We start from the raw sequence: 26338 nt of genomic DNA on the forward strand, positions 1-26338 counted from the left end.
ATATGAAAATTGTAAAAAAGGGTTTCCTATCACTTTTGTGCCTATTGCTATTTCAAAGTGGTTTTGGACAAATTGAAAAAGCTCCCGAAAGGACAGAAGGTGAGGGGCCATGGTCCCAACTAATCATTCGAGGTGCCACCATGATCAATGGAAACTTGGCACCACCCATTGGACCAGTGGACATTGTTGTGGAGAACAATCGTATTGTTGATGTTAAAACTGTGGGGTATCCCGGGGTTAAAATCAATGAAGCAAAACGTCCAAAATTAAAACCGGGTGGTAAAGAGCTCCAAGCAGAAGGGATGTACATCTTGCCTGGCTTTGTGGACACCCATGCCCATATCGGAGGAAAAGCTCAAGGTACAACCGCAGAATATGTTTTTAAACTATGGATGGGCCACGGAATTACCACAATTGCCGATCCTGGAAGTGGAAATGGGTTGGATTGGACATTGGATCAAAAGAAAAGGAGTGCCAGCAATAAAATTACCGCTCCAAGAATAAAGGCCTTTACCTTTTTTGGAGCCGGCTCGGAAACACCGATCTCAACCCCAGAACAGGCTAGGGAATGGGTGCGTGAAAATGCCAAAAGTGGTGCGGATGGCATTAAGTTCTTTGGCGCACCGCCCAAAATTATGCAAGCGGCGCTAGAAGAAAACAAAAAATTGGGATTGCGATCAAAGATGCACCACGCCCAAACCTATGTGGGTGAATGGAACGTGTTGAACAGTGCCAGGGCAGGGCTTACGGCCATGGAACACTGGTATGGACTTCCCGAAGCCTTGTTTTACGATAGAACCGTACAGGATTATTCCTTGGACTACAATTATCAAAATGAGCAGGACCGTTTTGGTGAGGCAGGTCAGCTATGGGCACAGTCTGCACCCCCATTTTCAGATAAATGGAACAGTGTAATGAACGAGTTGCTCGAACTTGATTTCACACTCTCCCCGACCATGGTCATTTATGAAGCCAATAGGGACTTGACCCGGGCGCGTAGGGCCGAATGGCATGAAGAATACACCTTGCCTTCACTTTGGGAATTTTATGCACCGAGCAGACAATCACATGGATCGTACTGGCATACGTGGGGAACAGAAAAAGAAGTTACATGGAAAAAGAACTATGAGCTTTGGATGACGTTTATCAACGAATACAAAAACCGTGGTGGACGGGTCACTATTGGTACAGATGCTGGATTTATTTATGAACTCTACGGTTTTGCCTATCCCCGAGAGATGGAACTATTGCGCGAAGCAGGATTCCATCCACTGGAAGTGATCAAAGCAGCTACTTTAAATGGGGCGGAATCTTTAGGAATGGATGATGAAATAGGAACAATAGAACCCGGTAAACTGGCCGATTTTGTAATTGTTGAGGAAAATCCAGTGGCCAATTTGCAAAGTTTGTACGGCACCGGTACCATTAAGCTTACTGATGACAATAAGGTAATCCGTGCCGGAGGTGTAAAATACACCATAAAGGATGGAATAATTTACGATGCCAAAAAATTGCTTTCAGATGTAAAGGCCATGGTAGAAAAAGCCAAAGCGGAAGAAGGGTATAAAATTATTCAACCTGGACTGAAAGGGTCAAAATAAGTATCGGACCTCCTTCAAACTTAAACCAAACTAACACTAAATCGTCGACATAAAAGTGGCATTTGTGTTCTTGTTCATGAATGTCACTTCACTTGTCGATATATATGTTCCCAGGAACAATTTTAAGATTGCTATGCAGAACACGCTGAATTTTGAAAACACCCAAATAGCATTTTCATCAAAATCAACTACGCAATTAAAAAAGGCAGAATGGCTATTTTCTGTTGTAAAAAAGGCTTGGCTCACCAATTTGGCCAAATCCATAACAAATTTTCTGCTACGTATTGGGTTTCCCATAGAACCCATTTTAAAACAAACGGTTTTTGAACAATTCTGCGGAGGTGAAACCATTGTGCAATGTGAAGGTACTGTCAATAGCTTGTTTCAGAATGGAGGCGTTCACTCTATTTTGGACTATTCCATAGAGGGTAAGGAAACGGAGAATTTTTTTGATGGCACTTTGGAGACCATGCTCAAAATCTGTAAGTATGGAGATGGTTCACCGGAGGTTCCTTTTCTGGTTTTTAAACCTACCGGGATGGGGCGGTTCAAAATCTATGAGAAAGTTTCAACCCAAATCGACTTGAATTCAGATGAAGCATTGGAGTGGGAGAGAATCCAGAAAAGATTCGATGCCGTTTGCAGTGCGGTTGCCAATACCAACTTCCTAAAGATTATGGTTGATGCCGAAGAATCCTGGATACAGGATACCATTGATACATTGGTGGAAGAGATGATGGTTAAATACAACACGGAGCGGACCGTGGTTTTCAATACGGTACAAATGTACCGATGGGATCGATTGTCTTATTTACAACGAATGTATTCATTTGGGCAAAAGAACAACATCCGTGTTGGTGTAAAATTGGTGCGCGGCGCCTATATGGAAAAAGAAAGGGAGCGCGCTTTTAAAAAGGGTTACATAAGCCCTATATGTGAGGACAAGCGTGCCACGGATATTAATTTTGATGAGGGAATACATTTTTGCCTGAACCATTTGGATGTGTTTGATATTTTCGCCGGCTCCCATAATGAGATGAGCTGCCAAAAACTTTCCCACAGTTTAAAAGAGGAAGGTATCTCCAAGGATGATGAACGAATTTGGTTTGGTCAACTTTATGGAATGAGTGACCATATAAGCTTTAATCTGGCCAATAGTGGCTATAATACGGCTAAGTATGTTCCCTTTGGCCCGGTAAGGGAAGTTGTTCCTTATTTGTTTAGGAGGGCCGAGGAGAATACTTCCGTTGGTTCACAGACTTCCCGGGAACTCTTCTTTATCAAAAAAGAACTGCTTCGTAGAAAAAACGAAAGAGAGTAGCCCATAATGGATTCGTTTATCTTTTTGTTTGGGGGCGATTCATAGCAATTCTTTCCTTGATTTACGGAATCGTTTGCATAAACTATATGCGGCAGTGTCACATTACTCACATAATATGTGAAATTCATGAAGGTTCGATCTGCCCCAGAAATTCTTCAAGAACCTGACTTGCATCCCTTATATTACTGATATTCATTAAAATTGAGTATGTGGTTAAATTAACATTAAGCATACTCTTTTTTAAGTAAATTTTATGAAATCAAAAATATTTGAATATATTAGAGTGGTTTTTTTAAAATAATCGCGCTTATTTTTATGCATTCTTCAATGTAAATAACCCCGGTCAGTACAGATGTATTTTTAAGATCAATGAAGAATCAAACCGAAGATACCATAAGAGGAATATTCATTAAGCACTATCAGGAATGGTGTGTTCTTTCATTCTCATTCCTTCATAGTATGCCAGAAGCCGAGGATGTGGTGCAAGACATCATGGTCAAACTTTTGACCCGAAAAGATGTGCACACCATTGAAAACCTTCCATCTTATATTAGGGTTTCCATTAAGAATGCGAGTCTCTTAAAAATTAAATCGGGACAAAAAGTCCGTCGATTGGATGAAACGGTGAGCTTGTACGATACTTCTTACGAACAGGAACTTATTGATAGGGAAGCTCAGGTTGAGGTGCAAAAAGCACTCAATATTTTGCCCGAACAAAGCAAAAGGGTTTTTGAGCTTTGTGTGATTGAGGGACTTCAATATAAAAATACCGCAGATGTTCTCGGAATTTCCACAAACACAGTGAAATATCACCTAAAAAAGGCCTTCAAAATTCTTCGTCACAATCTTAGTAGTTCGTATTTTTTTGACCTCATTATTGTGATTGTTGTTTTTTTTAGTTAAAAAAATTGACATTTTAACAATTCTGCACTACCCGTTTTTCCAATTTTGTAATTATATAGGTAAATGGTGGAAATACCACTTAGTCATTTAAGCCTATGGAAGTCGCTTCGCTGATTTATAAAAAACTTACTTCAAAACTCGATGAGTCCGAAAAAATGAAACTCAGTGAGTGGCTGTTGGCCTCTGAAGAAAATCAGAACATTTATCAAAACATAGAAACTTTTTACAGGAAAGGAGGCGATATTTCCGGTTTAGCAACATTGGAAGTCCATGCTGCTTGGGAAAAAGTTTTGGAAAAACATTTGGCGAGGAAGAAACAAAGCCGTGTCAAACACATCATACGGTCAACCTATAAATATGCCGCTGTTCTACTCATTGCCCTTATGGCAGGATATGCGTATTGGAACTACAATAATGCGCCCGATGCCATTGCAAATGAAAAAATTGAGGATGAAGGCATTGTGATTGTTTTTGACAATGGAGAAAAAATTAAGCTCTCTTCCGAAAAGAAACAGGAACAGCTGTTGGACAAGGATGGTAACCGAATAGGGGAGAGAAATGGTGATCAACTGGATTATTCCGGAAAAGAAAACTTGGGTGAACTGGTCTATAATACATTGTCCGTGCCCAATGGAAGACGGTTTGATATTGTTTTATCGGATAACTCGCATGTGTATCTCAATGCGGGGTCTTCCCTTCGTTATCCCGTAAATTTTATTCCAGGTAAAAAAAGACAAGTGTTTTTGGAAGGTGAAGCCTTTTTTGAAGTTTCCGAAGACAAGGAGCATCCGTTTGTGGTGACCAGTGGAAATATGGATGTTCAGGTTCTAGGGACAAAGTTCAATGTAAATGCCTACCCTGAAGAAACCAATATCAATACCGTATTGGTGGAAGGTTCCGTGCAGTTGAACGTGACGGAGGACGAGAAAAATGCCAATTCTTCATCAGTATTGTTGGAGCCGGGGCATATTGCCCATTGGGACAAAGATTCCAAATCGGCAAAGATGGAAGAAGTTGATACCGAATTGTATACCAGTTGGATGCAAGGAAAACTTGTTCTTAGGGGCATGCGATTCAAGGATATTATGAAAAAGCTGGAAAGGCATTACGGAGTGTCCATCCAAAATAAGAACAAAGAGCTGGAAAACCGGGTATTCACTGCCACTTTTGATGTGGAGACTATTGAAGAGGTGCTCAACACATTCGTTGCCGAGACCGACTTTGACTACTTTATTGAAAAAGATCAAATAACCATTTTAGAATAAATAACCAAAAACCAAAATTATACGCCTATGAAATAAATGCACATAAAAAAAATCGGGAGATGCTGCAACACCTGCCCGATTGAGATTATTAACTCAAAAAATTAAGTTAACTAAAAACATTACAAAGGTATGAAAAATTACATCAAGAGCACTCTGCCTTGTCTAACTAACAACTTGTCGCTGACAGTGAAACTAACTGTACTTTTTTTGATAGTTTCTTTTTTCTCGACACATGCAAATTCCTACTCCCAGAAGACCAAACTTAGTTTGGACATGGAAAATGTAGAGATTGCGCAGGTGTTCGAACAAATTGAGTCTGTCTCAGAATTCAAGTTCTTTTATGACAACAGAAAAGTAAATGCTCACAGAAAGGTCTCTATTAATGTAGACCAAAAATTGATTACGGAAATACTGGACAAACTCTTCCAGGGAACAAACATTTCTTATCTTTTTAACAAACAACAAATTGTTTTAAAAACTAAGAACGCAATCGATGTAGCTCCAATGGAGGCAAGTCTTTCGCCTCTTTCTGAAAGCGATTTGCAAGCTACAATTTCTGGTACGGTCACAGACTCCAATGGGGTACCAATACCTGGGGCATCCGTGGTAGAAAAAGGCACCACCAATGGTGTGGCTGCCGACTTTGATGGAAATTACCAAATTACGGTACAGGGTTCTAATGCCGTTTTGGTGGTCAGTTCCATCGGATTTGCAAGAAGAGAAGTTACCGTGGGTGGATCTACCTCCCTAGATATTGTATTGCAAGAAGATACCCAGAGCTTGAATGAAGTAGTCGTAACTGCATTGGGGATTAAGCAAGAGACCAAGAAATTGGGGTATTCCATTGCCCAAGTTGATGCTGAGGAGGTCAATGTGAACAGATCATCCAACTTCATGAACACCCTTCAAGGTAAAGTAGCCGGTGTAAATATTTCCTCATTGAGCTCTGGACCTGGTGGTTCATCAAAAGTTAGGATTCGAGGTCAATCTTCAATTTCGGGAACCAATAACCCACTGATTGTTGTAAACGGTGTGCCAATTGATAATACCTCTTTTGGTACCAGTCCTGGTAGTGCCAGTTCTGAAGTAGGTACCAACAGTGGTGGTGTATATTCTGATGGGGGTGATGGTTTCTCCAGTATCAACCCAGATGACATAGAAAGTATGACCATCCTTAAAGGCGCCACAGGTGCTGCGCTTTATGGATCTAGGGCAAAAGACGGTGTTATTATGATCACCACAAAATCCCGTGGGCGCCAGCAAGGATTAGGGGTCACCTATAACATTAACATTACGGACCATACACCTTTGGATTTTACAGATTACCAATATGAATATGGACAAGGTGAAAATGGAGTTAGGCCAACATCTGCCAACCCAACCTCTGGACAGTGGTCTTTTGGTGAACGTTTTCAACCCGGAATGACACAAGTCCTTTTTGATGGTGTTGAGGTTCCTTATGTTCCGGTACGGGACAGAATAAAGAAGTTTTACAGAAATGGTACAGATATTACCCATTCCATATCCATTTCAAATGGGTCTGAAAAAGGTGGTTTTAACCTTTCGCTTTCCAACCTGGGTAGTAAGGGTATTACCCCAAACAATGAGTTCAATAGGAAAACGGTAAACTTTGGAGCAAACTATGATTTGTCAGACAAACTTTCTATTGAATCCCACATTAATTATTCGTACGAGAAAAACATAAATCCACCCAACGTAGGTCAGCAGGATAACACAATTTCTGTAGCGCTGTACAACATGGCCAACTCTATGCCTTTGGATTTATTGAATGAGAAAAAGTTCAATGCTGATGGTAATGAGTTTGTGTACAGTAGGTTTAGAAACCGTACCAATCCCTATTTCACACTTTCTGAGCAGTTCAATGAAATTAGAAGAGATAGAATATTTGGAAACGTTTTGGCGCGGTATGAGATTGCCCCATGGCTTATTGGTCAGGTTCGGGTAGGACAAGATTACTGGTCACGTTCCCAGCAGTACAATGGGTATCCAACTGGTCAAGCTTCAAGACCATCTGCTCCGGCTCCGTTCTTTAATGGAACCTTTACACAAACGGCAAGAAGGTATAGGGAAACCAACGTTGACTTCCTTCTTTCTGGTAATGTTGATGTGAATGAAGATTTTGCAGTGGGTTACAATGTTGGTGGAAACCAGATGCGAAGAAGACAAGATTTAAACCGCGTTGATGTAACCGATTTCGTAATTCGTGATTTGTACACTGTACAGAACGGTAGGGTGAAAAACCCAACGTACGCTTTGTCTGAAAGAGGAATTAATTCTTTGTACGGAGCTGTTGATCTATCCTATAAGGATACCTACTTTTTAAGTGGTACGGCTCGTAACGATTGGTTCTCAACACTTTCCGAAGCAAATAGAAGTATCTTATATCCTTCTGTTTCCGGTAGCGTACTCTTCTCCAATCTGTTGGGGGACAGTGCGGAATGGTTGACACTTGGTAAATTTAGAGCTGCTTATGCCGAAGTGGGAAGTGATACGGATGTAAATCCTTATGCTGATGCGTTGTTCTATGACATTAACGCCAACTTTTTCCCAGGACCAGATGGGTCTCCCAAGCCAGTGGCCGGTGCCAATACCTCAACACTTCCTAATCCCGATCTACGCCCAATGCGGGTAAAGGAAACGGAAATAGGTGTCGATTTAAGAATGTTCGATAACCGTGTAGGATTGGATTTGGCCGTGTATCGCAAGACCACAATAGATCAGATCATTCCAGCTCAGATTTCCAACTCTTCTGGATTTATAAGTCAGTTGATCAACAGTGGTGAAAGTAGAAGTGATGGTATTGAAATGTTATTGAACTTAACACCAATCCGTAACGATGATTTACGATGGGACTTTAATTTCAATGCTTCTTATAACAAGACCAAAGTGATCAGCCTTCTGAGTGATGAAGAGGGAGAGAGCATTTTGGTGGGGAACCATATATTCAATGGGTTCCTATACCAAGTTGTTGGTGAGGAGATCGGACAATTGGCCGGTTTTGGCTATAAGTTCGATGATCAGGGAAGACAGGTATTCGCTGATGATGGTAGACCACTTAGATCAGATGAGATCAAATTCTATGGTAGTGCACTGCCCAAATGGGTCGGAGGTATTACCAATACCGTACGGTACAAGGATTTCAACTTATCCTTTTTGATTGACTTTAAACTAGGAGGTAAGATGATTTCAGGTACCAACTTTAACGCTGTTAGACACGGTCTTCATAAAATAACCCTTCCTGGAAGAGAAACTGGAGTTGTTGGTGAGGGTGTAAACCAGGCAGGACAACCTAATACTGTTGCAACCGAGTCACAAACCTATTGGGAAGTTGTGCGTTCGCAGCAGTTGATTGAACCCATTGTGTACAATTCCGGATACTGGAAATTGAGACAAGTTACCCTAGGGTATGATTTCAGGAAATTCATCCCTGAGGATTCTCCTGTGCAAGGGGTGACCTTGAGCTTGATCGCGAACAATGTGGCAATGCTTAAAAAATGGGTTCCCAATATTGACCCTGATTCCTTTAGCTTCAGTTCCGATAACGTTTCTGGACTGGAATCCACAGGTGTACCGACCACAAGAAGTATCGGGTTTAACCTTAACGTCAAATTTTAAATAAGACATCATGAAAAATATAGGGAATAGAATCATAATTTTTGTAATCCTGATAGGTCTATTGGGATGCGAGAATAATTTTGATGAACTCAATACAAATACCGTAGATCCAACCAGTGAAAGTATAGACCCCGTGTTTCTATTGAACAATGCAATAGTTGGGCTTTCCTTTCCTAGTGGAACCAATATCTATTATGATGAAGCAATTGTTCAACAGATAGTGACCCCAAACTCAGGATTTGTTTCTGGGGCCAACTACAACCAGGACAATAGAAACAATACAGGTAACCAATGGGATGATTACTATCAAAATGTCATTAAGCACACAAGCGATGTAATCTTTCAGCTCAGTAGTTCAGAGTCTGACCGTTCCAACCTGTTACAAATGGCCCGTATTTTAGAAGCCTATGCTTTTATGGTCCTTACCGATGAATATGGAGAAATCCCATATTTTGAGGCTGGTAAAGGCCTGTCCGAGCAAGTAGTTCTGCCAAAGTACGATCCTCAAGAGCAGATTTATCCAGATTTGATCACAGAGTTGACCGAGGCAAGGGACGCCCTTAGCGGTTCGGCACCTGCTGAAACCGGTGAAGCTTTGTATGGGGGTGATTTGGATCAGTGGAGAAAATTGGCCAACTCCCTTTTGGTAAGGGTTGGTATGAGGCTCTCCAATGTAGATGCCGCCATGGCCCAGCAAGCTGTTCAAAGTGGGTTTAATGGAGGCGTTATGGAGTCCAACGATGATAACTTTGTGATTAGACACGACAATAACTTTAGTAATCCATATAGTTTTACCTTCAATGGAACAGAGGCCAACAACTTTTATTTGACCGATGTATTTGTGGATTATCTAAGCTCCAATGATGACCCTAGACTGGCTTCACTGGCCATTCGATATATAGGTGCAGCTTCTGGACCGGACCAAGTTGTGGAAATTGGATCAAAAGATCCTGCAGATCAGGTTGGAATGCCTATGGGGTACGATAACAGTACTATTGGTGCGGTTGCTTCCAATTTGGGATTGGCCAGTTTCTATGACTTTTCCCAATTGGATAGATTCACGTATGGAACACAGGCTGCCCCAATGTTCCTATGTACTTATGCCCAAACCCAACTGTTGTTGGCTGAAGCAGCAGTAAATGGATGGGTAACCGGTGATGCAGCCGAGTTTTATGAGAATGGAATTAGAGGACACATGGAACAGGTAGCGGCCTACGGTGAAAGTGTGGCCATTGCCGGAGCTGATATTGATGCCTATGTAGCGGCCCATCCATTTAACATGGCCAGTGCTGTTGAGGATATCAATACCCAATATTGGGTGGCTTCCTTCTTGAATGGACCAGAGCTGTTCGCCAACTTTAGGAGGTCTGGCTATCCAGATTTAACCCCTAATCCATACCCAGCTCAGGACATTACTGGTGATTTCATCAATAGGTTAACGTATCCTACCGCAGAAATAGCCGTAAATCAGGCAAACCTTCAAGAAGCGGTTTCCAGAATGGGACCAGACAACTTGGATACCAAGGTTTGGTGGGATGTAGACTAATAATTAACCATTATAACATAGAACTAAAAGCATGAAATCAGTATTAAAACAAATCATTGCTAAAAGCAAGAAAGAGGAAAAAGAGTATGGCTTGGCAAGGCAGGCAGAAATTGATAACCCAAAAACAGCCGACGATAGAAGGAATTTTTTGAAGAAGACGGCTTTGGGGGGTATTGCCATGACCGGTATGATGGGCCTTGGTATTGAAGATACCATTGCCCAGACCACCTCTAAGGTGAGCAGGATGTCCGCTCCGTCCGATCTTAAGATCACGGATATGAGATACGCCCTCACCAATGTTATGGGGGGTACGGCCATCATTAAAATTGAAACCAACCAAGGTATATATGGTCTTGGAGAAGTAAGGGATGCCGCCGACGTGCGGTATGCCCTCTTCCTAAAGAGCCGAATTCTAGGAAAAAACCCTTGTAACGTTGAAAAGATATTCAAGAGCATCAAGCAGTTTGGTGGACCAGCCCGTCAAGCGGGAGGTGTCTGTGCTGTTGAAATGGCACTATGGGATATCTGTGGTAAGGCCTATAATGTTCCGGCATGGCAGCTTTTGGGTGGTAGGTATCGTGATATGGTAAGACTTTATGCTGATACACCTCAAGCCAGAAGTCCTGAGGAACAAAAAAAGTTGATCGAATTTAGAATGAAAACCCAAGGATATACCTGGTTAAAAATGGATGTGGCCATTTCGTCACTTCCACCAGATTCAGGGACCTTGGTAAATGACAAATTCTGGAGGGATGATAACGGGCGTTTATCCCAGTGGGGCGATGCCAGAAACTATATGTCCTATGGTAACACCGCGCATCCCTTTACACAAATCCAAATTACTGAAAAAGGTTTGGATATGTTGGCACAACGAGTGGCCGAAGTCAGAGATATGGTAGGTTGGGAAGTTCCAATTTCCACCGACCACTACGGGCATTTCGATTTAAACAATGGAATTCGATTAGGAAAAGCACTGGATAAATACAGACTGGCTTGGTTGGAAGATATGGTGCCATGGCAATACACAGAGCAGTGGAGAACCATCTCCGAAGCTTTGGAAACGCCAACCACCACAGGTGAGGATATCCATTTCTTGGAAAACTTTAAGCCTATCATCCATAACAGGTCGGTAGACATTGTGCATCCTGACTTAGCATCATCCGGAGGCCTTTTGGAAACAAAGAGAATCGGTGATTATGCTGAGGAATTTGGAATAGGAATGGCCATGCACCAAGCAGGCACACCAGTTTCGTTTATGTCCAACGTACACTGTGCGGCGGCGACCCAGAATTTCTTGGCATTGGAGCACCACTCCGTGGATTTGCCTTGGTGGGAAGATTTGGTGACTACCGTTGGAGGATTTAAAATGATCGATAAAGGATTTGCCACGGTTCCATTGACCGCCCCAGGTTTGGGTATTGAGTTGAATGAGGATGTGGTAAAAGAACATTTAGATCCAAGAGATAAGAGCTTCTTTAAGTCTACGGACGAATGGAACGAACTTAGATCGCACGATAGGACTTATAGTTAGTAGCTCAATAAAAGTTACTTAAGTTGTTTAGTTTTTTTTAAAAGTCGGCCTGGGATTATGCTTTGGAGGTCTTGGGCCGACATTAAAAATTTTGTAAACCAATCTAAAATTAGATATGAAATACATTCAAGTAAAAATGATGGTGTTATTGATCTGCTTAATGGCAACGGTCAATGGTAAAGCTCAAAGGGTCGCTTCATCACCAGATTATATTAAGGCCCTTACCAGTGAATGGGAAGGTGAGCGCTTTGAAGATGGAAGACCAAGAGTGTCAGATGCCCTTCTACAAAGACTAAAAAAGATACGAATAGAAGAAGCTTGGGGCTATTTGCGCCAACATGGTTACAACAATCAATACGAGGGAGGTTGGAAGATTATCCACCCTGAGGGAGTTATGACAGGTCGTGTGGTAACCGCACAATACGTTCCCCTTAGACCCGACCTAAAAGAATACGTAAAACTCCAGGGTGCCAAAGAAAAACGGGATACCATTGGAGGCAGTAACTCATGGCCCATAGAAATATTGGTGAATGGCGATGTATATGTGGCCGATGGCTATGGAAGAATCATAGACGGAACACTTATCGGGTCCAACCTTGGTAATGCCATTTACGCCAATTCCAAGAATGGTGTAGTTTTCGATGGAGGTATTCGCGACCTCGGTGGACTTTTGGAAATAGAAGGATTTAATGGTTGGTACAGGGATGAAGACCCTTCCTATTTAATGGAACAAATGCTAACCACCATCAATGCACCTATTCGCATTGGTCGCGCTACCGTTTTACCGGGCGATGTGGTCTTGGCCAACCGTCATGGAACTATCTTCATTCCTTCGCACTTGTTGTCCCAATTGGTAATTTCTTCTGAAGTAGTGGCCTTACGTGATGAATTTGGTTTCCAAAGACTTCGTGAAAAAACATACACCGCAGGACAAATAGATACGCGCTGGACAGACGAAATCAAAGCTGATTTCTTGAACTGGTTGAAAAACTACCCAGATGCCAAACTGCCAATGACCAGAAAAGAACTGAACGATTATATCGCGAACAGTAGATATTACCAACCATGATAAATATGAACGTATTTCGGAACATCCTTGCCGTATTGGTAATTGGCCTCGTTGTTTCCTGCACTTCGCAAGATGCAAATGGAACATTGGACCAACAAGCGGTTCTAGAAGCTTTGGGAGAATTAGATCAAGCATTGATCGATAGGGATTCTGAAACCTTATCTTCCATTACGGCATCCAATCTAACCTACGGACATTCCAGCGGAAACATCCAAGATAAGCAAGAATTTATTGATGATGTAATGAACGGACCTTTCCGATTTGTTTCCATCACCAATGAAGATCAGAGTGTTACCATTTCTGATAATACAGGGATCGTTCGTCATATACTTTCTGCCGATGCTACCAATGCTGGAAATCCAGCAAAGGTTAGGATTGGAATCATCATGGTGTTTCAGAAAAACGAAAACAACGAAGTGGTTTTATTGGCTAGACAAGCCTATAAACTCTAAAAAGAAAAGAACTGGATATAGAATTTTAAGGATAATAAACTGGATATAAACTAACTAAATGTAAACTATGTTTAAAAGAGGAGTATTTGTTATGCTGTTTCTCTTTGGAATGGTGGGACAGGTTCTTGCCCAACAAATATCCAAAGAAGAACTGATTTTCTTAACCCCGGAATGGAAGGGTGAACGATTTGAGGACGGGAGACCCAAGGTTTCCGATGCTATCTTGGAACGGATGAAATCCGTTAGTATTGAAGAGGCTTGGGCAGTGATGAAAAATGCTGGGTACAGGTATCAAATTGCTGAAGACTGGAAGCTCATCAACCCTGATAGCGTTTTGGTAGGGCGTGCGCTAACCGCCACATTCATGCCTGGGCGACCTGCAGTTTGGAAAGCCATTGACGATAGAGGAAAAGCCCAAGGTAAACGCGGACAGAATACTTGGCCTGTGGATCTCTTGGTTAAAGGTGATGTATATGTTGCCAATCAGTTTGGAGCAGACAGAGACGGACCAACCATTGGAGATAATGTGGGGAATGCCATTTATGCAAATTCCGGTAATGGGATAGTATATGATGGTGCACTTAGAGATGTGGAAGGCCTCATGGAAATAGGCGATTTCACCTCTTTTTATACAAGTTATGACGCATCCCACCATAATCCTCCCGGAGATTTGAATACCATGATCATAGGAATCAACCAACCTACACTGATCAGAAAGGTGACCGTTATGCCAGGGGATGTGGTCTTGGGCAAGTTGGGCGTTGTGGTCTTTATTCCGCCGCATTTGGCAGAAAAAGTGGTGACCACTTCCGAAATTGTGCGTCTACGCGATATGTTCGGACACCAACGTATTCGAGAAGGAAAATATACTGCGGGTCAAATTGATACCCGATGGGCGGAAGAGATTGAAAAGGATTTCAGCAAATGGCTCAACGATCATATCGATGAACTTCCTGTGCCAAAAGAACAAATTCAAGAAATATTAAAAAACAGAACCTGGTAATTAAAAACGATACAAAGTGAAAAATTCAAGAAGATCATTTATCACAAAATCAGCATTGGCAACTGCCGGTTTGGGAATGGTGTCCAGCACCTATGGTAATGAATATGTGCAGGCGATGGACAAAAACCCAAAGCTTTCTGCACCCTCAGACTTAAAAATAACCGATGTAAAGTGCGGTTTCATTCGTAGAGGTAGTGGACTGTTCGTAAAAATACATACCAACCAAGGAATTTATGGATGTGGAGAAGGTGTGGATGCTGTACCAGGCACCTATCATTTGGTGAAACGAATGGGCTATTTTTTAAGAGACCAAAGCCCGTTCAATGTGCATAAAATTTTTGAGGATATCCGCAGAGCCGGTCATTTTGGAGGTGGGCAATCAGGCACCTATGTTGCAGTGCTGTCAGCCATTGAGACGGCATTATGGGATTTGGCGGGTAAAGCGCTGGACTTACCCGTTTATAAACTTTTAGGAGGCAAATTCCGTGATAAAGTTCGCGTATACTGTGATACGGCCCTTTATCGCGTTCGTTTTCCCTCCCCAGAAGATTTTGCAACGGCGGCCACCGATGCCATCAAGAACTGGGGGTTTAATGCCTTAAAATTCGATTTGGATTATGCCAGCGATCCCGACAAATACGATCGATATAATTGGACTGCCAGCCCTGGTGAGATTTCAAGGATGTATAACCAGCTTGCGGCGGTAAGGGAGGCTGTTGGCCCTAAAATAGACCTATGTGTAGATATGCACGGACGTTACGACCACGTAACCGCCCAAACGATTGCCAAAAAAGTGGAAGACCTTAACCTAACGTGGTTGGAGGAGCCCATACCCGCTGAGAATTTTGATGCTTTCAAGACTTTATGTGAAGAAACAAGTACTCCCATTTCGGCAGGCGAAAACGTTTACCTTGGTCATGGCTTCAAGCAATTATTGGACAATGGAGTTGATATTGTTATGCCCGACCTACAAAAATGTGGTGGGCTTGGCGAAGGCCAGCGTATTGCCAACCTAGCCAACTTGTATTATGTGCCGTTTTCACCCCATATGGTGGCTTCCTTCTTGGGAGCAATGGCATGTGCGCACGTTTGTGCCAGTGTGCCTAACTTCCATTTAATGGAATGGCAGTCCTATTTCCATACAGACCCTATGTTCAAGGAAATAGTGACATACGACGAGGCCGATTGGGTAAAAGACAGTTTTGTAACGGTATCGGAAAAACCCGGCATTGGTGTGGACATTAATGAAGAAGCGATGAAGAAATATGCTCCAGAGGGCATACCATTTTTCGAATAAAAATTGAAAAACCAGATTTGTGAAGTCAATATATAAATATATTCTTGGGGTGGCAGCAATATTGGCCGTGGCTACAGCCTATTTTTATTTTACCGGCCAGTATTCCACTTTTGGGATTTTACTCACTTTCTTTTTTCTGGCATTGTCATTTGGGTTTAGGGGGCATCATGTCACAAAGGGTTTTTCGTTTGCCCTCCTCATTTTTGCAGGGGTGACCATGGCAATGACCTATCCCAAAATGTTTACTAGTCTGGGTGGTTTTGAGTTGAATGCCCTTATTGTGCCCCTATTACAGATTATAATGTTCGGGATGGGGACCACAATGAGCCTAAAGGATTTTGGGGAAGTGGTTAAAAGTCCAAGAGCAGTATTCATTGGGTTGGTTTGCCAGTTCACCATAATGCCCTTGGTTGGGGCAACCTTGGTGTTCTTGTTCAAATTTCCACCCGAGATAGCTGCAGGTGTTATTTTAATCGGTTCTTCGCCTAGCGGTTTGGCCTCTAACGTGATGGCGTATATCGGGAAGGCCAATTTGGCCCTTTCGGTCACCCTGACCACTGTGGCCACACTCTTGGCACCTTTTGTGACACCTATTTTAATGAAGACATTTGGCGGTCAATTAATCCCCATTGATCTATGGGGTATGATGTGGAGTATTATCAAAATCACTATTTTACCTATTGCAGGCGGACTAATTTTCAACAAACTTTTTCACGGAAAAACAGAATGGGTGGACAAGGCCATGCCATTGGTTTCCATGGGAGGAATCGCCTTGATCATCACCATTATTACAGCAGCAGGTCGTGACAACCTGTTGACTATGGGGGCGGTGCTCATTTTGGTGGGACTTATCCATAACATTTGCGGTTACTTCTTTGGTTATTGGGGATGTAGGATTTTCAGGCTCGATGAGCGTTCGTGCAGAACCATTGCCTTTGAGGTTGGAATGCAAAATGCAGGACTGGCTTCAGGCCTTGCCAATGAAATGGGCAAGGTGGCCACTGTAGGCTTGGCCCCAGCGGTATTTGGCCCTATGATGAACATCACGGGATCCATATTGGCGTCCCATTGGCACAAAAATTCACCTAAAGATGAGAAGGCATCAACCTTGGAAACAGCACAAGAATAAAAATAGTTGTTTGAGTTAGTTTAGTTATCCAGTGAAGAACGTGCTACATTTGAAGCACGTTCTTCTTTTTTCCATAAAAGATGGGACAATGACATTTTTATATAACGATTCAAAATAAATACAATATGAAAAAAGTAGTGACCTTCGGTGAGATCATGCTTCGCTTGGCACCTCCCGGCTTTTTGAGGTTTTCACAGGCGAACAGTTTTGATGTAGTGTACGGAGGTGGCGAATCGAACGTTGCGGTCTCCCTGGCCAATTATGGTGTTCCGGTGGACTTTGTGACCCGCCTTCCCAAGAACGATATAGGTGAATGCGCTTTGATGGAGATGCGCAAAAGAAATGTTGGAACGGACCAGATAGTGTTCGGAGGGGACCGTTTGGGCATCTACTTTTTGGAAACCGGAGCGGTGAGCCGCGGGAGCAAGGTGGTCTACGACAGGGCCCATTCGGCCATGGCGGAGATCGGCCCCGGGATGGTGGACTGGAAAAAGGTCTTTGACGGGGCAGAGTGGTTCCATTGGACGGGGATCACCCCGGCCATCTCGCAAGGGGCGGCGGATGCCTGCATAGAGGCCGTAAAGGTGGCCCGAAAGATGGGCGTGACCATATCAACGGACCTCAACTACAGGGCCAAGCTGTGGAAGTACTGCGACGATGCCAAACGGGAGGAGATCATGAGCGAGCTCACCTCTTATTGCGATATCGTTCTGGGCAACGAGGAGGATGCCGAAAAACATTTTGGAATCAAGCCGGAGGGTCTGGACATCACCACCCAAGGGGAACACGTGAAGGCAGAGGCCTTTCTCTCGGTCTGCAAACAGATGATGCAAAGGTTCCCGAACGCCAAGAAGGTGATCACCACCCTTCGTGGTTCGCTTTCGGCCTCGCACAACACCTGGGCTGGAGTGCTGTATGACGGAAAGGAACTGTACAAATCAAGGGAGTACCAGATCACCCACATCGTGGACCGTGTGGGCGGGGGTGACTCCTTTATGGGGGGGCTCATCTATGGATTGATAAAATATCCTCAGGACGACCAAAATGCACTGGACTTTGCGGTGGCCGCTTCCTGTTTGAAGCACACCATTGTTGGGGATGCCAACTTGGTGACGGTATCCGAAGTCGAAAAACTGATGGGGGGCGATGCCTCCGGGAGGGTATCACGATAAAAACAGAAGAAAATGGCAAGATATACACGGATAGAAGTAATAAACGCAATGTTCGAGACCGGGATGGTCCCCTTGTTCTACCACCCCGATGTTGAGGTGGGAAAGAAGGTCTTGAAGGCCTGTTATGATGGTGGCGCCCGACTGATGGAATTCACCTCTCGGGGCGACTTTGCCCATGAGGTGTTCACGGAGCTCAACAAATATGCACTGAAGGAACTCCCCGGGATGATGATGGGCGTGGGATCGGTGACCGATGCCGCAGCGGCATCACTGTACATGCAGTTGGGGGCCAACTTTGTGGTGACCGCCTCCCTACGGGAGGACGTGGCAATGGTGTGCAACCGCAGGAAGGTGCCCTATAGTCCGGGCTGTGGCTCTTTGACGGAAATTGCAAGGGCGGAGGAGCTCGGCGCAGAGATTGTGAAACTGTTCCCCGGCTCGGTCTATGGCCCAGGGTTTGTAAAGGCCATAAAGGGTCCCCAACCATGGACCAGTATCATGCCCACCGGAGGTGTGACCACTGATAAGGATAACCTAAAAGGCTGGTTCGGTGCGGGAGTGGCCTGTGTGGGGTTGGGCTCACAACTCATCAGCAAGGACATCATCCAAAATGGAGATTTTGATGGATTGGAAAAGAATGTACGGGAAACATTGGCCCTTATAGCCAAAATCAGGAAAGGCTGATTTGGGATTTATTTTTCAAGATGAATTTTTGAGACATAGATATTGTTCATTCCATTGATTTCTTTGAAGGATTTTCCACTTGAAAAGAAAAAATAAGTGCTATCCGAAGTGGTAAAAGCACTGTCTTCATAGAATTTAGAGTTAATGGAATCGCTCAAAAGAATAGGCTCTTGCCAAATGTCGTTTCTTTTGTGCGATACGTAAATATCATCGCCTCCCAAACCGCTTTTTCGGATGGAACTGAACCATAAAACAGAATTGGCCCGGTTGACATGACTGGGCCATTCACCACTCTCATTGGTATTTATGGGATAATCTAGTTTTTCGATATTTTCAAAGGAATGGTTTACATAATCTGCACTATAAATGTCCCAAGTGCCATCCCTATTGGATGAAAAATAAACGTCTCCATTAGAATTCATGGTCAGACAACAGTCTTGATTTTTGGAATTGATAGGGTCTTTCAGAGGCTTGGCTGTTTCTTTCTTAAATCCATAATCTCCATCAAGCCCAATTTCCCAAATATTCCAAAGGTTTGTACTATCCTCTTCCTTGATTTTAAATTTATTGGTAAAGAAGGCTTTGGATTTATCGGGACTAAAAGCAATACCAGCTTCATACGAACTTTCGGTAAGGTTTACCTTAATTGGGACGGTCCATTGACCCTTAAAAAATTTTGAGATATAGAGTCCAGATTGCTCGTAGTTTTTATCGCTACGCGTAAAAATAATAACATCCTTTTGAGGGGATATATAGGAAAGACCCTCTTGGTTTTCTTGAGTGGAAATTAACCCTTCCTCAAAAATATGGATGCCTTCTTGATATTGGCCCAATGGATTTAAAGGACTCAGTTTTTTACAGGATATCATGGAAAATAGGAACATCCCTAATAATACCGTGCCCATATAGTGGCTTTTCGTAAGCACTTCGTTATTTAATGGATGAGTTCGCACCCTTATTCCACAAATTCCTAAGTTCCAATTGGGCCGGTGTGGCATCAGGATTTAGTGTGAGCTCAGCAGGGCGCGTAAGCTCCACTCTTTCCATAGGTGTGGCCAACTGGATTGTTTCGCCTTTGCGCAAAACTTCCACAGACAATGTATTGCCTTCCTTGAAGGTTTTTACAAGATCTTGGAAATAGGTATGGAATCCAGATTGGGGCATGTCCTCGCCATTTATTCTCAGCAGTTCATCACCCATTTGATACCCCATCTTTTTTCCAAAATCGTTTGTACTTCCAATGTCGGCAATATAAATTCTTTTCGTCTCTGGATTATAACCCAGGGCGGCGTTGCCAAAACTGAATCCCATATAGGGCTCAGGAGCCTTGTAGGTTACCCCAATTTCCCTTAAAACAGTTGATAGGGGCAATGGATTTTCACCAGAAACATAGGTTTCGAAAAAAGACTTGAGTTCTGGATAGCTGATAGATGCGATTTCTTTGAACAATCTATTATCCTTAAACGGCTGCTCGTTCCCATATTTTTCAGCCAATCGGTTCATGAGGTCGATCAATCCCATTTTTCCCTGGGAATATTTTCGAAGGTAAATATCCAGACACAGACCAATGAGCGCTCCTTTTTGATATACATTCGGATATTCATCCCTGTATTGGTCCAAACAGCCTTTACTCAATTCCGTAAAAGGCAATGTGTCGTTGAATTCGCTTTTGGAAGTGGTGATTTTGTTTGCCATTTCGGTCAAGAATTCTTCCATGGAAATCAATCCGCCAGCCAATTGGGCATGATGGGCAAAATATTCGGTAACACCCTCATACATCCAAAGGTGTTTGGACATTTCGGGGTGGTTAAAATCGAAATATTGGATTTCCTTGGAATGGATGTTCAATGGCGTAATGATATGAAAAAACTCATGGGCCGAGATGTTCAAAATAGGTTGAAGAATCTGTTCTTGGGGTAAATCCGGTAAGGCATAGAGCGATGAATAATTGTGCTCCAATGCGCCTGTTCCCCCAAATTCCCCAGATTTCATAAAATACATGACAAATGCATATTTATCTACCGGAAGCTGTCCCCCCATATAATTTTTCTGGGCGTCAAGCAGCTTTTCCAGATTGTCCGCTAAATAACCGGAGGTTACATTACCTGTGGGGGAATGTACAGCTATCAGCACATCGGTGTCGGCTACTTTTAGGACAGTATCATCCAGTTTGCTGAACATCATCGGCGTGTCCACCACAAAATTGAAGCTGGGCATTTTATAAACTTCGTATTCGTCCGTATTGGTCATCGGATTTTGGGCGGAAGCTCCCCTAAAACCTTTAGGTTTTAATACTTTGATCTCATAATCCATGAATTTCATGCCCTCAAAGTATCCGTAAAAGCCATGTCCGTTCACTACAAAGTTTACCCCATCATCAATATTGGTTCCCGACATTCGGGAAACCACCTTTCCTTCCTCAGAATCATATGTATCATCTATGGTGTAGGTGATTTTAGCCAAGTTCTTGGCGTTGGAAATTGTAAAGGTGTTGATGTCTTCTCGAACCACCTCCAGTGCATTTCCGGCATCATCCATAGCTTTGAAATTGGAGATAAATCGACCAAAATCATAAATCTGATAGGTGCCTGGAATGATTTTGGCAAAGTAAAACCTGATTTTGTTCTTTTTAATTTTTGGAGGAATGAGTTCCATTTTCACTTGATCGTTTTCCACATCGACCAAATCCATGGTGTATTTATATTCATTTTGGGCTGTGAGTGAAAAACAAAAAGCCTGAAGTAAAAGAAGGAGTGCTACGTTTTTTTTTCATGAGTTTAGTTTTTGAACCAGTAGTATGTTCCAAAGGCCTTGGGGTCGAAAACCTTGTCGTCTAGATTTGGGTGAAGGTCAATATCGTTGTACCGCTCCGTTTGAATGAGGTGTCCATCCACATGGAACTCAATCCAAGTCTCAATCCAATGCCCTTCAATATTTTTAAAGTCATCATATTTTACCTCGTAAAGCTCCCCTTGTTTCCCTTGACTGAACCTTCGGACCACATAAAGTTCTTCGGCATCCATCCAAATTTGTGGCTTGCCGGTATCACTGGGGGTGGATCCCAAAATGTAAACAGGTTTTCCTTTGTAGGTCGAAGTGCTGAAGACTGAGGTGTCAATTCCTAAACTTTCGAGCCGTTCCATGGTCTCTGCAGTGGAATAATGGAAGAGTCCACCTTCCAAAATCAAGAATTCCTGAATTTCCGGACCGCTATGTACCAAGGAATCACTTCGGAATACATAGATGCTGTCGTTGCGATTAATATTGGCATTTCGGTTTTTTGGGTCACCAAAATCTATTCGGAATTCTGTGGGATAGCGAATAGCTTCGTGCCAGGTTGAAGTATCTTGAGACTGCCCCGCTTCATTGAAGAAAATGGTCTCTTGAACAAAAGTGAATTCTGCAATTTGGTCTTCACTTTTTTGAGTTTTGATAAAATCGATTAAGGCTTCCGCTGAAGTAATGGGATTTTCTTCCTTAGATTTTTCTTTCTTGTTTTTGCATAAAATCATGCAGCAGGAAATCAAAACAACACCCAAAATTTGGATATAGCTTTTCGGCATTTTTAGGGCACTTCTCATAAGCTCGTGTTAAAAATGTCAAAATTAAGGAGGGCGTTAGGTAACAAATTGTACTTTTTGGACACCTGTAAGACATAATCAATAGCGACCATGTATTTTAAAGAATACTATCCAGACCAATTTTTTTCAAGGTATATCGACAGTTATTTCACGGTGGATACGTCCTTGGTGTATGAGGATATTACAGATATAGTGGTGCCCGATGGAACCTTTGGGCTGTTATTTATAGATTCCCAGAATTCTATCCGAAGGAATACCTCCACAGAAGGCCCGCCCATCACCTTGAGACGTACCAGCTTGTTCGGACAAAAGACCAAACCGGTCAATTATTACTATTCCCCGGGCAAAACTACTTCCTTTGGAATCAAGATCAACCCAGAAGGATTGCCTTTGTTTTTGGATTATAGCTACAAGGAACTCAAAAACCTTTTTGTTGAATTGGACGGTCTGGCCGACAAGGATTTGAAGGAATTGGAGGAACAGGTCTTTGAGCAACCGTACGTTAAGGGTAAGATTAAGGTGGTGGAGACGTTTCTACTAAAGCGAATTTCCAGATTGAATTCGGAACCGGATTATTTGCTCTTTTCTTCCCTAGTGGAACACATTAAAGCAAAAAAGGGAGAGATACGGTCTAACACTTTAGCGGCGCATTTTAACATCAATTACAAAAAGATGGAGCGTTTATTTCAATTTTATATGGGTATCGCTCCCAAAACCTATATTCGCATTATCCGATTCAATGCCACCATACATCTACGTGGTCAATTGACGGATTTAAACCTTACCCAATTGGGCAATGAGGTGGGCTTTTTTGACCAATCCCATTTCATACGGGAGTTTAAATCACTTTCTTCTTTAACACCCAAAGATTTTTTCGGTAAAAAACTATCAACCTCCGAGGAGGCCCTCATGAATATCATTGCACAACGTTGGAACTGATTCCTGTCTAATTTTTACAATTTTGAGGGTGTGCTCCCGAGTAGATTTGCCTTTTGAGCTATATTTAAGAGATAAATAACACAGCAGCAATCTACCAAACATGATGGGAAACCGAAATAAGCGGATATTCACGGTATTTATTGTTTTTTTGTGTTTCCAGACGTTGGTTCGGGCGCAAGAATTTTATGCTGAACTGGAATCTGAGCTTCAGGATAAATTGAATTCAATTGTTCAAGAGAATCAACTTCCCGGGGTTACGTTTTCCCTCTGGTTGGATGAATCGCACCACATTACCTTGGCTTCGGGATTTTCCGATACCGAAGAAAAAATTCCCATGAGGCCCGATAGCAAAATGCCAGCTGGTAGTGTGGGGAAAATTTTCTTTGCTGCAATAACCCTAAAACTAATTCAGGAGGATAAACTGGATTTGGACGATAAGGTTTCCTTCTATTTGGGAGATACAGACTGGTATTCCACCTTCCCCAATCATGCGGATATTAAAATTATGAACCTTTTGAACCACACCTCGGGTTTGCCAAGGCATCTGTTTCAACCTGAATTTTTGGAGGATTTTATACAAGATCCAAAAAAGAAGCGAGCCCCTTTGGATTGCATTCAATCCATAGCGAACAAGGAAGCGGTGCACCCGGTGGGACAGGGTTGGGCCTATTCCGATACGAATTATATCCTGCTAGGATTGATTGTGGAGCAAATAACCGGTCGTGATTTTTACGATTTAATTCAGGAGCAAATTTTAGATTCCTTGGATTTGAATTTGACGGTTCCTTTACAGAACAACCGAATTGAAGGTTTGGCACAAGGATATGTGGGCCCCAACAATCCTTTTGGTCTCCCAAAAAAAGTTTTGGATGAAAACGGAAACATGGTTTTAGATCCATCCTTTGAATGGGCCGGAGGTGGTTTCGTCAGCAATCCAAAAGATTTGACCCAAATGGTGAAGTTTATCCATGAAGGGGATTATCTGAATGAAGATATCAAGGCAAAGTTGAAGAAAGCGGTGAGCATGTCCACAGGACAAGCTTTTGATCACGGGTATGGACTCGGCACTTTTGTTTGGAGCAAAATGAACGATACCCGTTATGGGCATTCTGGGTTCTTTCCGGGATATGTGTCGCATGTGGAGTATTCCCAAAATCGCCAATATGCCCTGGCCATTCAAGTAAATGATGATGGAGCCTATGCCTATCTACAGCAGTTTTTATATGACTTGGAACAAATTATAGAGGGCTATTTGGACCGAATCGATGACCATAGCATACGGGAGAATTTCAAAAAGCAGGAGAATTGTTGGAACAATTCTGATATTGAATGTTACATGGAAGCCTACTCCAAAACGGACCCTATACAAACCGCTTCAAGAGGAGGCATAACCTACGGTTATGAAAATATTATTGGGGGTTATAAAAAGTACTTTCCCAAAGAGCGGATGGGCAAATTGTATTTTGACCATATCAATACAAGGCGGTTGAGTGCCAACCTGTATTTTGTGACCGGGCGTTTCAATTTAAAGTTTCCCGATAGGGAAGAACTTTCACAAGGATGGTTTTCCGTCAACATGAAAAAAATCAATGGCGAATGGTACATGATTACCGATCACTCAAGTTAAGTCTCATGAAGAAACTGTTTTTTGCTGCCTTTTTAGGTTTTCTGCTGATATCATGTGAAAAAAAGGAAACACTTTCCGGAACTGTTTTGGTTGAGGATGTACATGTGGTGGATGTGGAGACCGGGGAATTGGTTTCCAATCAGAATGTGTTGCTTCAAGGGAATAAAATCTTGGATATTCGAGCTGCGGATGGGAAAGTAAACTATGAAGCACGTACTGTGATTGATGCTAAAGGGAAGTATATGATTCCCGGATTATGGGATATGCATGCCCACCCAGATGACCCTGAGGTGTGGCGAATGAACCCGGAACAGCAAGAAAAAGACCGATTGATGCCCTTGTTTGTAGTGAATGGGGTAACGGGCATCCGTGATATGGGCGGAGATATCAAATTGGTCCAGAGATGGCGTGAGTTGTACAAAGATGGGAAGTTACTGGCCCCGAAAATCTATGCCTGTGGCCCCTTATTGGATGGTCCCAACCCCATGTGGGATGGTTCGGTGGGCATTAATTCGCCCGAAGACGCAAAAAAAGTGGTGGATTCATTGATTGCAGAAGGGGTGGACTTTCTTAAAATTTATTCCTTGTTGCCACGCGAAACCTATTTGGCCGTGAGTGCCTACTCCAATGAAAATGGTTTTCCGTTTGTGGGCCACGTACCCTACACTGTACCACCATCCGAAGCGGCTAAAACCGGAATGAAAAGTCAGGAGCACCTCTTGGAAATCCTCAAGGAATGCGCTGATACCCCAACCGAAGAATTTATGGCATCTCTTCAGGCGATCGATGACCGCATTGAGCGTTCCAATCAACTCAATGATTTTAGGCTGAGTACATTCAGTAATTCCAAATCAGATTCCTTGTATGGTATTTTCAAAAAATATAATATCTGGCATTGCCCCACTTTGAGCATGTGGTACAAAAATGCATGGTATGAAGATGAGCTATCCAAGGATGGTAACTTAGTAGCATATCTCCCTCCCTATTTGAAGGCCTATTGGACTCCTGAGCATAACGACCACCTTCAGAACCGGGATAAACCAGGTTATATCGATATCAAAAAACGTTTGTATCGATTGTATTTGGACATGGTTAAACAGATGAACCAGAAGGGAATTATGCTTTTGGCAGGTACGGATGTAGGTGCAAATCCGTTGTGCCACCCCGGGGTAGGGGTCCATAACGAATTGGAAGCTTTTACCAATGCAGGATTGACTCCTGCGGAAGCATTGAAAACAGCTACCCTGAATCCAGCCCTGTTTTTTGACATTCAAGAAAAATATGGAACGGTATCCACAGGAAAAATTGCCGATTTGGTGGTGCTGAATGGAAATCCCTTGGAAGACATCAACAATGTTAGGAAAATCAATTTGGTTATCAGGGATGGGCAAGTTATTGATTCTACCAAAATCGCCGAGATCAAGAATTCTATCAAGATGGAGAATTCATACCCCTGGAAAGGTTAACCGGTTCCTTTTAAAATCTATTTTTCAATATCAGAACAAGAAAGTAAGCTGCTGTTAATGAAGGGTTAATGTCTAAATTATACAATTTGTAGTCTTGCTGGGTTGGTAAGTTGTGC

20 protein-coding genes are annotated in these 26338 nt (G+C 42.7%); 17 read left to right on the top strand and 3 right to left on the bottom strand.

All coding sequences use genetic code 11. The features are described from left to right. Positions 1-2 precede the first annotated feature (2 nt). The 14 genes from FG28_RS09495 to FG28_RS09560 all read left to right on the top strand — a co-directional run bounded on the left by FG28_RS09495 (position 3) and on the right by FG28_RS09560 (position 18609). Positions 3-1601: an amidohydrolase family protein gene (locus tag FG28_RS09495; RefSeq protein ID WP_036382281.1), complete on the top strand. Its 1599-nt coding sequence runs from the start codon at positions 3-5 to the stop codon at positions 1599-1601. Positions 1602-1656: 55 nt separating this feature from the next. After that, a complete protein-coding gene (locus FG28_RS09500; RefSeq protein WP_316930856.1) occupies positions 1657-2922 on the top strand; it encodes a proline dehydrogenase family protein in 1266 nt (421 codons plus the stop codon). A gap of 369 nt (positions 2923-3291) precedes the next feature. Continuing rightward, on the top strand, positions 3292-3825 hold the full coding sequence (locus tag FG28_RS09505) for a sigma-70 family RNA polymerase sigma factor (RefSeq protein ID WP_036382283.1): 534 nt from the start codon (positions 3292-3294) through the stop codon (positions 3823-3825). A gap of 155 nt (positions 3826-3980) precedes the next feature. Then, on the top strand, positions 3981-5090 hold the full coding sequence (locus FG28_RS09510; protein WP_197062582.1) for a FecR family protein: 1110 nt from the start codon (positions 3981-3983) through the stop codon (positions 5088-5090). Between the two features lie 273 nt (positions 5091-5363). Further along, a complete protein-coding gene (locus FG28_RS09515; RefSeq protein WP_197062583.1) occupies positions 5364-8726 on the top strand; it encodes a SusC/RagA family TonB-linked outer membrane protein in 3363 nt (1120 codons plus the stop codon). 10 nt (positions 8727-8736) lie between these two features. Beyond that, positions 8737-10272 (top strand): SusD/RagB family nutrient-binding outer membrane lipoprotein, encoded by a 1536-nt coding sequence (locus FG28_RS09520; protein ID WP_036382287.1) that lies wholly within the window; start codon positions 8737-8739, stop codon positions 10270-10272. 31 nt (positions 10273-10303) lie between these two features. Then, on the top strand, positions 10304-11803 hold the full coding sequence (locus FG28_RS09525) for a mandelate racemase/muconate lactonizing enzyme family protein (protein WP_036382289.1): 1500 nt from the start codon (positions 10304-10306) through the stop codon (positions 11801-11803). Between the two features lie 115 nt (positions 11804-11918). Then, positions 11919-12872, top strand: a complete 954-nt coding sequence (locus FG28_RS09530) for an RraA family protein (RefSeq protein ID WP_036382291.1) — start codon at positions 11919-11921, stop codon at positions 12870-12872. A 5-nt stretch (positions 12873-12877) separates the two neighbouring features. Then, entirely contained in the window at positions 12878-13324 is a 447-nt protein-coding gene (locus FG28_RS09535; RefSeq protein WP_036386421.1) for a nuclear transport factor 2 family protein, read from the top strand. Positions 13325-13391: 67 nt separating this feature from the next. Then, positions 13392-14327, top strand: a complete 936-nt coding sequence (locus FG28_RS09540) for an RraA family protein (protein WP_036382293.1) — start codon at positions 13392-13394, stop codon at positions 14325-14327. A 16-nt stretch (positions 14328-14343) separates the two neighbouring features. Then, the gene (locus tag FG28_RS09545; protein ID WP_036382295.1) at positions 14344-15624 is read left to right on the top strand and encodes a mandelate racemase/muconate lactonizing enzyme family protein; all 1281 of its coding nucleotides are present in this window, start codon (positions 14344-14346) and stop codon (positions 15622-15624) included. A 19-nt stretch (positions 15625-15643) separates the two neighbouring features. Next, the gene (locus FG28_RS09550; RefSeq protein ID WP_036382296.1) at positions 15644-16753 is read left to right on the top strand and encodes a bile acid:sodium symporter family protein; all 1110 of its coding nucleotides are present in this window, start codon (positions 15644-15646) and stop codon (positions 16751-16753) included. A 125-nt stretch (positions 16754-16878) separates the two neighbouring features. After that, positions 16879-17925 carry a sugar kinase gene (locus FG28_RS09555; RefSeq protein ID WP_036382298.1) on the top strand — a complete coding sequence of 349 codons (1047 nt, stop codon included), beginning with the start codon at positions 16879-16881 and terminating at the stop codon, positions 17923-17925. 12 nt (positions 17926-17937) lie between these two features. Then, positions 17938-18609 carry a bifunctional 4-hydroxy-2-oxoglutarate aldolase/2-dehydro-3-deoxy-phosphogluconate aldolase gene (locus FG28_RS09560; RefSeq protein ID WP_036382300.1) on the top strand — a complete coding sequence of 224 codons (672 nt, stop codon included), beginning with the start codon at positions 17938-17940 and terminating at the stop codon, positions 18607-18609. A gap of 8 nt (positions 18610-18617) precedes the next feature. Here the strand turns inward: FG28_RS09560 and FG28_RS09565 are convergent, their stop codons facing one another. The 3 genes from FG28_RS09565 to FG28_RS09575 all read right to left on the bottom strand — a co-directional run bounded on the left by FG28_RS09565 (position 18618) and on the right by FG28_RS09575 (position 22190). After that, positions 18618-19514, bottom strand: a complete 897-nt coding sequence (locus FG28_RS09565; protein WP_156102251.1) for a hypothetical protein — start codon at positions 19512-19514, stop codon at positions 18618-18620. Between the two features lie 25 nt (positions 19515-19539). After that, complete coding sequence (locus FG28_RS09570) at positions 19540-21300, bottom strand: hypothetical protein (protein ID WP_051947260.1); 1761 nt, start codon at positions 21298-21300, stop codon at positions 19540-19542. An 86-nt stretch (positions 21301-21386) separates the two neighbouring features. Then, positions 21387-22190 carry a hypothetical protein gene (locus tag FG28_RS09575; RefSeq protein ID WP_036382304.1) on the bottom strand — a complete coding sequence of 268 codons (804 nt, stop codon included), beginning with the start codon at positions 22188-22190 and terminating at the stop codon, positions 21387-21389. Between the two features lie 90 nt (positions 22191-22280). On the opposite strand from FG28_RS09575, the gene FG28_RS09580 reads away from it, so the two are divergent. From FG28_RS09580 to FG28_RS09590, 3 genes are all read left to right on the top strand, one after another. After that, the gene (locus FG28_RS09580) at positions 22281-23129 is read left to right on the top strand and encodes a helix-turn-helix domain-containing protein (protein WP_036382306.1); all 849 of its coding nucleotides are present in this window, start codon (positions 22281-22283) and stop codon (positions 23127-23129) included. Positions 23130-23229: 100 nt separating this feature from the next. After that, entirely contained in the window at positions 23230-24756 is a 1527-nt protein-coding gene (locus tag FG28_RS09585) for a serine hydrolase domain-containing protein (protein WP_036382308.1), read from the top strand. 5 nt (positions 24757-24761) lie between these two features. Then, positions 24762-26222 (top strand): amidohydrolase family protein, encoded by a 1461-nt coding sequence (locus FG28_RS09590; RefSeq protein ID WP_197062584.1) that lies wholly within the window; start codon positions 24762-24764, stop codon positions 26220-26222. Positions 26223-26338: the final 116 nt, after the last annotated feature.

It is taken from the genome of Muricauda sp. MAR_2010_75, from assembly GCF_000745185.1.
GTDB lineage: Bacteria > Bacteroidota > Bacteroidia > Flavobacteriales > Flavobacteriaceae > Flagellimonas.

Excerpts from the sequence above, each read along its gene's own strand:
- FG28_RS09505 (WP_036382283.1), top strand. The coding sequence starts at position 3,292 with ATGAAGAATCAAACCGAAGATACCATAAGAGGAATATTCATTAAGCAC.
- FG28_RS09570 (WP_051947260.1), bottom strand. The coding sequence starts at position 21,300 with ATGGATTTGGTCGATGTGGAAAACGATCAAGTGAAAATGGAACTCATT.
- FG28_RS09575 (WP_036382304.1), bottom strand. The coding sequence starts at position 22,190 with ATGAGAAGTGCCCTAAAAATGCCGAAAAGCTATATCCAAATTTTGGGT.
- FG28_RS09580 (WP_036382306.1), top strand. The coding sequence starts at position 22,281 with ATGTATTTTAAAGAATACTATCCAGACCAATTTTTTTCAAGGTATATC.
- FG28_RS09565 (WP_156102251.1), bottom strand. The coding sequence starts at position 19,514 with ATGGGCACGGTATTATTAGGGATGTTCCTATTTTCCATGATATCCTGT.
- FG28_RS09495 (WP_036382281.1), top strand. The coding sequence starts at position 3 with ATGAAAATTGTAAAAAAGGGTTTCCTATCACTTTTGTGCCTATTGCTA.
- FG28_RS09515 (WP_197062583.1), top strand. The coding sequence starts at position 5,364 with ATGGAAAATGTAGAGATTGCGCAGGTGTTCGAACAAATTGAGTCTGTC.
- FG28_RS09525 (WP_036382289.1), top strand. The coding sequence starts at position 10,304 with ATGAAATCAGTATTAAAACAAATCATTGCTAAAAGCAAGAAAGAGGAA.
- FG28_RS09585 (WP_036382308.1), top strand. The coding sequence starts at position 23,230 with ATGATGGGAAACCGAAATAAGCGGATATTCACGGTATTTATTGTTTTT.
- FG28_RS09535 (WP_036386421.1), top strand. The coding sequence starts at position 12,878 with ATGAACGTATTTCGGAACATCCTTGCCGTATTGGTAATTGGCCTCGTT.
- FG28_RS09560 (WP_036382300.1), top strand. The coding sequence starts at position 17,938 with ATGGCAAGATATACACGGATAGAAGTAATAAACGCAATGTTCGAGACC.
- FG28_RS09510 (WP_197062582.1), top strand. The coding sequence starts at position 3,981 with ATGAAACTCAGTGAGTGGCTGTTGGCCTCTGAAGAAAATCAGAACATT.
- FG28_RS09590 (WP_197062584.1), top strand. The coding sequence starts at position 24,762 with ATGAAGAAACTGTTTTTTGCTGCCTTTTTAGGTTTTCTGCTGATATCA.
- FG28_RS09530 (WP_036382291.1), top strand. The coding sequence starts at position 11,919 with ATGAAATACATTCAAGTAAAAATGATGGTGTTATTGATCTGCTTAATG.
- FG28_RS09540 (WP_036382293.1), top strand. The coding sequence starts at position 13,392 with ATGTTTAAAAGAGGAGTATTTGTTATGCTGTTTCTCTTTGGAATGGTG.
- FG28_RS09555 (WP_036382298.1), top strand. The coding sequence starts at position 16,879 with ATGAAAAAAGTAGTGACCTTCGGTGAGATCATGCTTCGCTTGGCACCT.
- FG28_RS09520 (WP_036382287.1), top strand. The coding sequence starts at position 8,737 with ATGAAAAATATAGGGAATAGAATCATAATTTTTGTAATCCTGATAGGT.